Here is an 11,674-nt window from a genome sequence, read left to right as displayed (position 1 = left end):
GGCGGAGACCACCCGCAGCGGCGGCGCGCCCTCGATCAAGGCCGCCCAGGCGACCAGCGTGTTCCAGACCCCCGTGGGGCAGATCGACTACCGGTCGGCCACCGCGGAGGCGCTCGCCGCCGAGGGCGCGAGCTTCGACGTCGTGGTCGCCTCCGAGGTGGTGGAGCACGTGACGAAGGTCGAGGCGTTCGTGGCGGTGATCGCCTCGCTCACCCGTCCGGGCGGCCTCGCGCTGTTCTCGACGATCAACCGGACGCTCGCGGCGCACGCGCTGGTGATCATCGGCGCGGAATATGTGCTGAGATGGCTGCCGCGTGGGACCCACGCCTACGAGAAGTTCGTCACGCCCGAGGAGCTCGGCCGAGCGTGCCGCCTCGCCGGCCTTGAGGTCTCCGACGTGCGGGGCGTTAAGTTCAACCCGCTCAGGAACCTCTGGGCGGCGAGCGACGACGTCGCGGTCAACTACACGCTCGCCGCGGCGCGTCCGGACGTCGTCTAGCGGACGGCTCGCGCTTGTTCGATCGGGGCGGGAGCGGCCTCGGCGGGGCCGGCGCCCATCGCGAAGGCGAGATGCATCGCCACGATCGGGGCGAAGATCAGCCCGAGCAGGACGATCATCACCAGGTCGGTGCCATGCTCGCTGCGCGCGATATCGCCGGGCGCGACGAGTCGCTCGGCGCGCGGACGTACGTGGAAGCTCTTGAGAAGGCCCATGGCTCACCTCTTCCGACCGGCTGCAAGCGCCGGTCGCGGGCGAGCCCGATCGACGATCAGGCGCGCTGGGCGCGAACGGCCGCGTGCGGCACGGTCAATCGACTACTGTCGTCGTCTGACATTGAAGGTCCGAAGTGCTGTGGGAGCTGCGCGGCCGAGGCCGCCGCAACGCGGGCTGAGCTAAGGGTTCTGCGCCGGAAGTCAAGCAGCGCCTGATCAGTTCTCGTCTTCCGGGAACGTCGGCAGGGGACAGACCGGAACGCCCTCCTCGAGGAGCGCCTTCGCCTCCTGCGCGGTCGCGCGGCCTCGGATCGGCCGATGCTCGATCTCCTCTGCGTGCATCTGCCGCGCAACCTCCGGGAAGCGGTCGCCGACGTCCTCGGACGTGCTCTGGACGTGCGCCTTGAGCTCACGCAGCAGCGCGCGGAGCTTCTCGTCGCGCCCGGTGACGAGCGGAACGCCGGAGCTTGCCGCTTCCGGCGGCGGAGCCTCCATGGCTGCGCCCGAACGTCCGGCCGTCAACGCAGGAGCCATGAGCGCCTTTCGGACCTCGACGGACCCGCACACCGCGCATGACAGCAGGCCCCGCTCCGCCTGCTGGTCGAAATCGCTCGCGGAGCGAAACCACGCGTCGAAGGCGTGGCCGTCGCCACAGAGGAGGTCGTACCGGATCATGGATCAATCAGCCGCCGACGGCGTCGCGCAGGAAGGTCGGTTCGTTCGAGAGTGGCAGTACGCTGAAGCGGCGGCCGTTTTCAAGCGAGGGGATCCGGCGGCGGATTTCCGGCGCCTTATCAAGGTCGATCTCGGCCATCACCACGCCCGGGGAGTCGCCGGCCTCCGCGAGCACGCGGCCCCAGGGGTCGATGATCATGCTGTGGCCGAAGGTCTCGCGACCGTCCTCGTGCTTGCCGCCTTGCGCGGCCGCCACCACGAAGGAGCCCGTCTCCACAGCCCGGGCGCGCAGCAGGACGTGCCAGTGCGCCTCGCCGGTCTTCTTGGTGAACGCAGCCGGAGAAGCCAGGACCTCGGCCCCGGCCTCCGCGAGCGCGCGGTGTAGGGTCGGGAAGCGGACGTCGTAGCAGATGGTCAGCCCGATGGCGCCCCATGGGAGACGAGCCGTGACGGCCTGCTCGCCGGGCCGATAGGTTTCTGATTCCCGCCAGGTCTCGCCGTCCGGGAGGTCGACGTCGAACATGTGGATCTTGTCGTAGCGGGCGACGATGTCGCCCTCCGGGTCGATCAGGAAGCTGCGGTTGGCGGCGCGCTCTCCTTCAAGCCGGATCGCGAGCGAGCCGAGATGAAGATAGACGCCTGTCGCCCGCGCGAGCTCCTGGAAGGCGGCGAGCGCGGGGCAGGCCTCCTCCGGCAGAATGGCGTCGAACAGCTCCGCCCGCGAGCGAACCAGGATGTTCGTCATTTCGGGCGTCTGGACATAATTCGCGCCCTGCGCGGCGGCGTCGCTGACGAGACGGACCGCCTCCTCGACGTTCCTCGAGACGGTTCGGCCGGACCGCATCTGCACGCAGGCCGCGATGAAGGTGCGCTTCGCCATAGTCGCGGTCACGCCGCGAGCAGCGGATCGAGGCCGCCGGACCGATCGAGCGCATAAAGGTCGTCGCAGCCCCCGACATGGCGACCGTCGATGAATATCTGCGGCACCGTCGTGCGTCCCCCGGCGCGCGAGATCATCTCGGCGCGCCGGGCCGGCTCCCGTCCGATGTCGATCTCCTCGAAGGAGACGCCCTTCCGGTCGAGCAGGTCCTTGGCCATGTCGCAATACGGACAGGTGGACCGCGTGAAGATCGTCACGGACGGCATGTTCGCCTCTGGCAGCGGATCGGAGCCTCGACGATATAGAACGTCAGCCGTCCTTCACAACCAGCGCGAACACCAGCACGTCGACGCGAGCCGCGCCGGCGCGGCGGACGAGGCGCGCGAGCCGGTCGACGGTCGCGCCCGTGGTGAGCACGTCGTCGACCAGCACCACCGCCCGACCGGCGAGACGAGCCGCGGCTCCGTCGGCGAGGCTGAAGGCTCCCGCCAGGTTCTGCGCGCGCTGGCTCGCGCTCAGCCCCACCTGAGGCGCCGTGCGCTTGCGCCGGATCAGCAGGTCCGAACGGAGCTCCGCGCCCGTGATCCCGGCGACCGCCCGCGCAAGCAGCGCCGCCTGGTTGAACCGCCGGCTCCACAGACGGAAGCGATGCAGCGGCACGGGCAGAAGAAGCGGCTCTCCGCTGAGAAGCTCATGGCCGGCGCGCGCCATCATCGCGCCGAGCGGCCGGGCCAGATGCGCTCCATCGGCATATTTCAGCCGATGCACGAGCTCCCGCGCGGCGCCGTCGAAGCGCGCCACCGCGCGAGCGCGGTCATAGGCCGGTGGGTTCGCGATCGCGGCCGGAGACAGCAGACCCGGACCGTAGTCAGCCGGGAACGGCGTTCCGAGCCGCTCACAGAACGGGCGCTCGATCAGGCCGAGCCCGCTCCAGCAAACGGCGCAAACGCAGCCCACACTGGTGACAGGCCTGGAGCAGGCGAGGCATTGCGGCGGGATCGCGAAGTTGAGCGCCGCGCTCGCGGCGCGCGCGGCGCCCGCGCCCGCGAACGAGAGCGCCCGAAACGCGGAAGACCCTGGCAGGGTGACGGGCGCTTCAAAGGGCATCGCAACTCGGCTCGCGCTGCACTAAAGCAGATGTCCGCACGCCGCTCCGGAGCCGTCAATGCCTGTTCTGAACACGATCCTCGGCGATTTCATCCGCACCGGGTCGCTCACCATCGTCGACGGCAAGGGCCGCCGCCACGTCCTCAGCGGCGCGCCGGGGCCGACCGTCACCGTCAAGCTGCATGACACCAAGCTGCACCGGCAGCTGTTGCTGAACCCCGAGTTCCACACGGGCGAAGCCTATATGGACGGGCGGCTCACCATCGAGCAGGGCACGCTGCGCGACCTGCTCACGCTCTATGCGATCAACCGCACCAGCCTGCGCGCCCAGCCGATCCAGCGGACGCTGCGCGGCTGGATCAAGCGCATGCGGCGCTTCGCGCCCAAGAACGACCTCGGCCGCTCGAAGAAGAACGTCGAGGCGCATTACGATCTCTCGAACGAGATGTATCGCCTGTTCCTCGATGAGGGGCTGAACTACTCCTGCGGCTATTTCCGCTCGCCCGAGGACACGCTCGAGCAGGCGCAGGTCAACAAGCTCCGCCACATCGCCGCCAAGCTCGATCTCAGGCCCGGCCAGAAGGTGCTCGACATCGGCTCGGGCTGGGGATCGATGGCGATTTACCTCGCCGAGGCCTGCGACGTCGAAGTGCTCGGCGTGACCCTGTCGACCGAGCAGCACGCGCTCGCCACGCAGCGCGCCGCCGAGCGCGGGCTGTCCGGCCGCGTGCGCTTCGAGTTGCGCGACTACCGCGAGGTCGCCGGCAAGTTCGACCGCATCGTCTCGGTCGGCATGTTCGAGCATGTCGGCCTGGCGAACTTCCCGGCCTTCTTCGGAAAGGTGCGGGAGCTTCTGACCGACGACGGCGTCGCCCTGCTGCACTCTATCGGCCGCAAGGGCGGGCCCGGCTCCACGGGAGCCTGGATCAAGAAGTACATCTTCCCCGGCGGCTATGCGCCGGCCCTCTCGGAGGCGACCGCCGCCATCGAGGGCTCGAAGCTCTGGATCGACGACATCGAGATCTGGCGGCTGCACTACGCCGAGACTCTGCTCGCCTGGGGCGACCGCTTCGCCGCAAACCGCGACAAGGCGAAGGCCCTGCTCGGCGAGCGGTTCTGCCGCATGTGGGAGTTCTACCTGCTCGTCAGCGAGTTCAGCTTCCGCTACGGCAAGCACATGGTCTTCCAGATCCAGCTGAGCCGGAACGTGGACGCGCTGCCGCTGGCGCGCGACTACATGGGTGAAGCGGAACGCCGGCTCGAGGAGCGGGAGCGGGAGCGCCAGGCGCATCCGGCGGCCGCGGCGTCGCGCGCCTGAACAGCGGGTTGCGCGCGGCGCGCCGAGCCATGATGTGACCGGCATGCCCGAACCACGCCGCCTGATCGACCGCCCCGCCCTCCGGCTCCGCCGGCTTCGCGCGGGAGCGGGCGGCGGGCCCGACTTCCTGCGGGCGCGGATTGCCGAAGACGCCGAGGATCGCCTCGCCGCCACTCTTCGGCCTTTTCCGGTCGCGCTCGATCTCGCGAGTTCCGGAGACGAGATCATCCGGCTTCTGAGGCGGCGGAACCCGAACGGGACGGCGTTCAGGGCTACGCCTGAACCCGCATACGCGGCCTCCTTCGTCTGCGACCACGAGGCGCTGCCGCTCCGTTCCGAGAGCCTCGACCTGATCGTGTCGTCGCTCGCGCTGCAACTCGCCGACGATCTTCCGGGGCTGCTCGCGCAGGCGCGGCGCGCGCTCAGGCCCGATGGCCTGTTCCTCGCCGCGCTGCTTGGCCGCGACAGCCTGTCCGAGCTTCGCCAGTCCTTCGCAGCGGCCGAGGCGGAAACGGAGGGCGGCGCAAGTCCGCGCGTTCTGCCGTTCGCCGATGTCCGGGCGCTCGGCGGCCTGCTGCAGCGGGCCGGGTTCGCGCTGCCGGTGACCGACGTGGATCGCGTCGTCGCGCGCTACGACAACCCGCTCGGCCTCATCGCCGACCTGCGCGCTTGGGGCGCCACGAACGTCCTGGCCGAGCGCCGACGGACGCCGTTGCGGCGCGCGACGCTCGCGCGCGCGCTGGAAATCTATGCGGATCGTTTCGCCGATGGGGACGGCCGGGTCCGCGCGACGTTCGAGATCGTCTGGCTGTCCGGCTGGGCGCCGGACCCGGGGCAACAGAAGCCTCTGCGCCCCGGCAGCGCCCGCGCGCGGCTTGCGGACGTGCTGGGCGTGAAGGAAAACCCCGCCTCCTGAGCGACGGTCAGAGCAGATCTATGAGGTGCGCGATCAGCGGTTCGTCCGCCGGCGGCATCGGAAAGTCACGCAGCCGCTCGGGACGGACCCAGCGGGTGGCCTGGCCCTCCAGGCCCTGCACGACGCCGGTCCAGCGCCGGCACACGTAGAGCGGCATCAGCAGGTGGAAGGCCTCGTAGGCGTGGCTCGCAAAGGTCAGGGGCGCGAGGCACGGCTCCTCGACCACGATTCCGAGCTCTTCCGCCAGTTCCCGGATGAGGGCTTGCTCCGGCCGCTCGCCGGGCTCGAGCTTGCCGCCGGGAAACTCCCACAGGCCCGCCAGGGCCTTGCCCTCCGGACGCTGGGTGATCAGCACCCGGCCGTCGGCGTCGACGAGCGCGCAGGCGACCACAAGCACGAGCTTCGGCCCGGCGCCCGCGGCGGTCACGGCCGCTCCCACCTGAAGCGGCTCCTCACGAGCGGTAGTCGGCGTTGATCGCGATGTAGCCTTCGGTCAGATCGCAGGTCCAGACGCGCGCCCTGCCCTGACCGAGACCGATATCGACGCCGATCACGATCTCCTCGCGCTTCATGTAGGCGGACGCCGTCGCTTCGTCATAGGCGGGATCACGAGCGCCGAGATGCGCCACCCGGAGGTCGCCGAAGCGGATCGAGAGCAGGTCGCGGTCGGCCGGCTCGCCGGCCTTTCCGACCGCCATGACCACCCTGCCCCAGTTCGCGTCCTCGCCCGCGATAGCGGTCTTCACCAGCGGCGAGTTCGCGATCGAGAGCGCTATCCTGCGCGCGGAGAGATCGCTCTCTGCGCCCTCCACCTCGACAGTCACGAATTTGCGCGCGCCCTCGCCGTCCCGGGCCACCAGCTGGGCGAGTTCGAGAAGCAGGTCTTCAAACGCGGCCGCGAACGCCGCGAGCGCAGGGTCCTGCGGGTCGGAAATCGTCGCGTTTCCGGCCGCACCGGTCGCGAAAGCGAGCAGCGTGTCCGAGGTCGAGGTGTCGCCGTCGACCGTGACGCAGTTGAACGAGCGCTCCGTCGCGGCGGCCAGGACCGCCTGTAGCGCGGCGGGCGCGATCGCCGCGTCGGTCGCCACGAAGGCGAGCATCGTCGCCATGTCGGGAGCGATCATGCCGGCGCCCTTCGCGATGCCGTTGATCGTGACCGTCCGTCCGCCGAGTTCGGCGCGCCGGGTGGCGAGCTTCGGGAAGGTGTCGGTGGTCATGATGGCGCGGGCGGCCGCCTCCCATGCGTCCTCGGCGCCGCGATCGGCGAGCCCCTCCATCACGCCTGCGAATTTCGACGCGTCGAGCGGTTCGCCGATGACGCCGGTCGAGGCCAGGAAGATCTCGTCCTCGGAGCAGCCGAGCGCCTTGGCGGCGAGCTCCGCCGTAAGCTTCGTCGCCGCTCGCCCGGTCGCGCCCGTGAAGGCGTTGGCGTTGCCGGAGTTGACCACCAGGGCCCGGATCCGTCCGCCGCCGATCCGCTCGCGGCACCACTCGACCGGCGCCGAGGGGCAGCGAGACCGCGTGAAGACGCCGGCGATCGAGGTTCCGGGCGCGAAACTCGCGAGCAGCACATCCGTCCGCCCCGCATAGCGGATGCCGGCTTCCGCAGTCGCGAGCTTCACTCCGGCGAGGCCGGGGAGCGTCGGCAGGGATTTAGGCGCGAGCGGCGACACGGCCGAGGACATTGCTAAGCCCATTGCTTGGCCGGGCTTCGGGCCCCGGCTATAGCCGGGATCTGCCCGCGACACCGGGACGGCAGGATAGGAGGGCGAGGCCCGAGAGCCGGGCGTCGCACTTTAACGCGGCCCGCCAGGAGGCCGGCGACGAGGCGCGTCGGCCGCGCCCCGACGCTCTTACTTCGGAGCGGCGTCCTGCTGCTGCGCCCCAGGAACAGGCTCCGACGGCGCGAGCGGCTTGCCCGCGTCCGTGCGCTCGACATTCGCGTCGTTTCGCAGCTTCAGCACGAGATCCTGCTGCGCGGTGCGGACCACATAATTCTCGATCTGCGGCCGAACCTGCTCGAAGGCAGGGATCGGGCGCGTCCGCTTCTCGTCCACCTTGATGACGTGATAGCCGAACTGGGTCTTGACCGGAGCCGAGACCTTGCCGGGCTCCAGCTTGAACGCCGCCTCCTCGAACGCCGGCACCATCTGGCCGCGGGCGAAGAAGCCGAGGTCGCCGCCCTGCTTCGCCGAGCCCGGATCGATCGAGACCTCGTTGGCGATCTTGGCGAAATCCTCGCCCTTGGAGAGCCGCTCCTCGACCTTCTTCGCCTCGTCCTCGGTCTTCACCAGGATGTGGCGGGCGTGAACCTCTTCTTCCGGCTTCAGGTTCTTCGCCGTCTCATCATATAGTTTGTGCAGCCGCTCGTCGGTGACGGCGGCCTTGGCCTCGCGCTGGAGCAGCTCCTCCATCAGCGCGCGATCCTTGAGGTAGGCGAGCCGCTTCTTGAACTCGTCGGTGTCGCCGAGCTTTTCCTTCTCGGCGGCCCGGGCCGCGAGCTTCAGGTCGATGAGGTAGTTGAGCGCGTAGTCCCTGCGCTGCGGCTCCGTCATCGACGACATCGACTGCTCGAGATCCTCACTGGCCACGGCGACGTCGCCGGCCGTGATCTCCACGCCGTCGACCTTGGCGAGCACGGTGGAGGGATCCTGCTTCGGGGCTTCCTTGGCGTCCGCCGCGGGAGGCGTCTGGCACAAGGCCGGAGTGGCCGCCGCCAGCGTGAGGGCAAGCGCCGCTCCGAGCGCCTGCGCGCGCCGGGTTCTCAGTGCAGAGAATGTCATGAACACCATCCGTTTTGGCGTCTTCGCGCCCCGACGGCGCGGGAATGTGTCGGAAAGGCCCCGCATTGACAACCCTCCGGCCCCCTCTTATCTCGGTCGCTGGTCTACGCCGCGTGATCAGCGCCTCGAAAAAGAACGGATTTCGAGGTGACTTGCGGGCTCCGGGCCCGACCGGAGCCGGCGCCTTTCGCGCCCTAGGTCCGCGTTCATCGAGGAAGGTGCCCATGTTCGGCGGTCTCGCCCGACGTTTGTTCGGCTCATCCAACGAGCGGCGCATCAAGGCCATGCGGCCGCGCGTAGCCGCAATCAACGCCCTCGAGCCCGAGATGGCGGCTCTGACGGACGAGCAGCTGCGCGCGAAGACGTCCGAATTCCGCGAGCAGCTCGCGAACGGCAAGACCCTCGACGATCTTCTGGTGCCCGCATTCGCGGTGGTCCGCGAAGCCGCCAAGCGCGTGCTGGGCCAGCGCCATTTCGATGTCCAGCTGATGGGCGGCATCACCCTCCACGAGGGCCGCATCGCCGAGATGAAGACCGGCGAAGGCAAGACGCTGGTCGCCACCCTGCCGACCTACCTCAACGCGCTCGCCGGCAAGGGCGTCCACGTCGTCACGGTCAACGACTACCTGGCTCAGCGCGACAGCGGCTGGATGGGCCGCGTGCACGGCTTCCTCGGGCTTTCGGTCGGGGTCATCGTGCACGGGCTCGACGACGACCAGCGGCGCGAGGCCTATGCCTGCGACGTCACCTACGCGACCAACAACGAGCTCGGCTTCGACTATCTGCGCGACAACATGAAGTATGACGTCCGCGCCATGGTCCAGCGCGGCCACGCCTACGCGATCGTCGACGAGGTCGACTCCATCCTGGTGGACGAGGCGCGCACGCCGCTCATCATCTCCGGCCCGATGGAAGACCGCTCGGACCTGTATGTCGCGGTCGACGCCCTCATTCCGCAGCTTGTCCCCGAGGATTACGAGGTCGACGAGAAGCAGCGCACCGCGACCCTGACCGAAGCGGGCAACGAGCATATCGAGCGCCTGCTCGAGGAGGCCGGGCAGCTCAAGGGCGACAACCTCTACGACGTCGAGAACGTCACGGTCGTCCACCACGTCAATCAGGCGCTGCGCGCCCACAAGCTGTTCCAGAAGGACAAGGACTACATCGTCCGCGGCGACGAAGTGGTCATCATCGACGAGTTCACCGGCCGCATGATGCCGGGCCGGCGCTACTCCGAGGGGCTCCACCAGGCGCTCGAAGCCAAGGAGCGCGTGAAGATCCAGCCCGAGAACCAGACGCTGGCTTCGATCACGTTCCAGAACTACTTCCGCATGTACTACAAGCTGTCGGGGATGACCGGCACGGCGCTGACCGAGGCCGAGGAACTGCTCGACATCTACGGGCTCGAAGTGGTCGAGATACCGACCAACCTGCCCGTCTCCCGCATCGACGACCATGACGAGGTCTATCGCACGGCCGGCGAGAAGGAGAAGGCGATCATCGAGCTGATCCGCGACTGCCGCGAGCGTCAGCAGCCGATCCTGGTCGGCACCACCTCCATCGAGAAGTCCGAGCAGCTCTCCGAGGCGCTCACCAAAGCGAAGATTCCCCATCAGGTCCTGAACGCCCGGTACCACGAGCAGGAGGCGCACATCGTCGCCGACGCCGGCGTGCCCGGGGCGGTCACGATCGCGACCAACATGGCGGGACGCGGCACCGACATCCAGCTCGGCGGCAACCTCGAGATGCGCATCGAGCGCGAGCTTTCGGGCGTCGACGACCCCGAGGAGCGCGAGCGCCGGATCGCGGAGATCAAGGCCGACATCGCGGCCAAGAAGGACATCGCCCTCAAGGCCGGCGGCCTGTTCGTGGTCGGCACCGAGCGGCACGAAAGCCGCCGCATCGACAACCAGCTGCGAGGCCGGTCCGGCCGTCAGGGCGATCCGGGCCGGTCGCACTTCTTCCTGTCTCTGCAGGACGACCTCATGCGCATCTTCGGCTCGGCGCGCATCGACGGCATGCTGCAGAAGCTGGGCATCCAGGAGGGCGAGGCGATCGTCCATCCCTGGGTGAACAAGGCGCTCGAGAAGGCTCAGAAGAAGGTCGAGGCGCGCAACTTCGACATCCGCAAGAACCTGCTCAAGTACGACAACGTCATGAACGACCAGCGCAAGGCGGTGTTCGAGCAGCGGCTGGAGTTCCTGCGGGCCGACTCGATCGCGGCCTCGATCACGGAGATGCGGCACGACGTCATCGAGGACATCGTGGCGCGCCACATCCCGGAGAACGCCTATCCGGAGCAGTGGGATTCCGAAGGTCTCGAGCAGGAGGTCCGGGAGATCCTGAACCTCGACCTTCCGGTCGTCGCCTGGGCGGCCGAGGAAGGCATCGCGGACGAGGAGATCCGGGCCCGCCTGATCAAGGCCGCCGACGAGGCGGCCGCCGAACGCACCGCGCGTTTCGGGCCGGACGTCGCCACGCAGATCGAGAAGGCGGTCCTGCTGCAGACGCTCGATCATCTGTGGCGAGAGCATCTCGCGACGCTCGATCACCTGCGGCAGGTGATCGGCCTGCGCGGCTATGCGCAGCGCGATCCGCTGAACGAATACAAGTCCGAGGCCTTCGAGCTGTTCCAGGCCATGCTGGCGCGGCTGCGGGAAGCCGTGACGGGCCAGCTGATGCGCATCGAGCTCGTCCAGACTCCTCCGCCGCTCGCCGACGAGGGGATGTCGGACATGCAGGCGATCCACGTCGACCCGCTCACCGGGGACAACGAGTTCGCCCTCGCCGAAGCGCCGCCCGCGACCGCGGCGGCTACGGCCACCGGCTGGCTGCCGCAGGACGTCGACCCGAACGATCCGACCACCTGGGACCGGACGCCGCGCAACGCCGCCTGCCCCTGCGGCTCGGGCAAGAAGTACAAGCACTGCCACGGCCGGCTCGCCTGAGCCGGTCGACCGCAGCCAGCTCCCCTTCCCCCTGACGGGGAGCGCGCCCCCGTCCGGCGCGCTCCACTGAGGTTCCGTAGCCGGAGAGGCTCGCGTTCGCGCGCAGCCTACGCCGACAGCGCCCCCCGGGCGCGCGGCCACGTCTTCATCATCGATGTCGCAGAAAGAAGGCCGCGATCGCGCCTGCGGCGGCGCGATGCAGAGAGCGTCAGCGGTAGCCGGCGAAGGCCGAGGCCACCCGCGGATTGGCCTTGGACGACGCTGCGGCGTCAGCCGAGCGCGGGCGCGATCGCGGCCTTCTTTCTGCGACATCGATGATGAAGACGTGGCCGC

12 protein-coding genes are annotated in these 11,674 nt (G+C 69.1%); 4 read left to right on the top strand and 8 right to left on the bottom strand.

All coding sequences use genetic code 11. The features are described 5' to 3' along the window. Positions 1-499 (top strand): bifunctional 2-polyprenyl-6-hydroxyphenol methylase/3-demethylubiquinol 3-O-methyltransferase UbiG (gene ubiG, locus ACIKT0_RS07190; RefSeq protein WP_407104682.1); only part of this gene is annotated, 499 nt, incomplete at its 5' end. Here ubiG and ACIKT0_RS07185 read toward each other — a convergent pair. The 5 genes from ACIKT0_RS07185 to ACIKT0_RS07165 all read right to left on the bottom strand — a co-directional run bounded on the left by ACIKT0_RS07185 (position 496) and on the right by ACIKT0_RS07165 (position 3,376). After that, positions 496-714: a hypothetical protein gene (locus ACIKT0_RS07185; protein WP_407104681.1), complete on the bottom strand. Its 219-nt coding sequence runs from the start codon at positions 712-714 to the stop codon at positions 496-498. The genes ubiG and ACIKT0_RS07185 overlap by 4 nt on opposite strands. A gap of 216 nt (positions 715-930) precedes the next feature. Further along, a complete protein-coding gene (locus ACIKT0_RS07180) occupies positions 931-1,389 on the bottom strand; it encodes a DUF1178 family protein (protein WP_407104680.1) in 459 nt (152 codons plus the stop codon). Positions 1,390-1,396: 7 nt separating this feature from the next. After that, the gene (locus ACIKT0_RS07175) at positions 1,397-2,269 is read right to left on the bottom strand and encodes a carbon-nitrogen hydrolase family protein (protein ID WP_407104679.1); all 873 of its coding nucleotides are present in this window, start codon (positions 2,267-2,269) and stop codon (positions 1,397-1,399) included. 8 nt (positions 2,270-2,277) lie between these two features. Further along, on the bottom strand, positions 2,278-2,535 hold the full coding sequence (gene grxC / locus ACIKT0_RS07170; protein WP_183396663.1) for a glutaredoxin 3: 258 nt from the start codon (positions 2,533-2,535) through the stop codon (positions 2,278-2,280). Positions 2,536-2,578: 43 nt separating this feature from the next. After that, positions 2,579-3,376 (bottom strand): double zinc ribbon domain-containing protein, encoded by a 798-nt coding sequence (locus ACIKT0_RS07165; protein ID WP_407104678.1) that lies wholly within the window; start codon positions 3,374-3,376, stop codon positions 2,579-2,581. 58 nt (positions 3,377-3,434) lie between these two features. On the opposite strand from ACIKT0_RS07165, the gene ACIKT0_RS07160 reads away from it, so the two are divergent. Beyond that, positions 3,435-4,694: a class I SAM-dependent methyltransferase gene (locus ACIKT0_RS07160; RefSeq protein ID WP_407104677.1), complete on the top strand. Its 1,260-nt coding sequence runs from the start codon at positions 3,435-3,437 to the stop codon at positions 4,692-4,694. 43 nt (positions 4,695-4,737) lie between these two features. Beyond that, positions 4,738-5,610, top strand: a complete 873-nt coding sequence (locus tag ACIKT0_RS07155) for a methyltransferase domain-containing protein (RefSeq protein ID WP_407104676.1) — start codon at positions 4,738-4,740, stop codon at positions 5,608-5,610. A 7-nt stretch (positions 5,611-5,617) separates the two neighbouring features. Here ACIKT0_RS07155 and ACIKT0_RS07150 read toward each other — a convergent pair whose 3' ends face one another. The 3 genes from ACIKT0_RS07150 to ACIKT0_RS07140 form a co-directional block, all read right to left on the bottom strand. Beyond that, positions 5,618-6,037, bottom strand: coding sequence for a (deoxy)nucleoside triphosphate pyrophosphohydrolase (locus ACIKT0_RS07150; RefSeq protein ID WP_407104675.1), 420 nt, complete (start codon positions 6,035-6,037; stop codon positions 5,618-5,620). 25 nt (positions 6,038-6,062) lie between these two features. Further along, positions 6,063-7,295 carry a bifunctional glutamate N-acetyltransferase/amino-acid acetyltransferase ArgJ gene (gene argJ / locus ACIKT0_RS07145; RefSeq protein WP_407104674.1) on the bottom strand — a complete coding sequence of 411 codons (1,233 nt, stop codon included), beginning with the start codon at positions 7,293-7,295 and terminating at the stop codon, positions 6,063-6,065. A gap of 168 nt (positions 7,296-7,463) precedes the next feature. After that, positions 7,464-8,393, bottom strand: a complete 930-nt coding sequence (locus ACIKT0_RS07140) for a peptidylprolyl isomerase (protein WP_407104673.1) — start codon at positions 8,391-8,393, stop codon at positions 7,464-7,466. 218 nt (positions 8,394-8,611) lie between these two features. Here ACIKT0_RS07140 and secA point away from each other — a divergent pair, with 218 nt between their 5' ends. Beyond that, positions 8,612-11,341, top strand: coding sequence for a preprotein translocase subunit SecA (gene secA / locus ACIKT0_RS07135; RefSeq protein WP_407104672.1), 2,730 nt, complete (start codon positions 8,612-8,614; stop codon positions 11,339-11,341). Positions 11,342-11,674 lie beyond the last annotated feature (333 nt).

It is taken from the genome of Hansschlegelia beijingensis, assembly GCF_045505405.1.
Taxonomy (GTDB): Bacteria; Pseudomonadota; Alphaproteobacteria; order Rhizobiales; family Methylopilaceae; genus Methylopila; species Methylopila beijingensis_A.
This window is presented reverse-complemented; position numbering and strand designations above follow the sequence as displayed.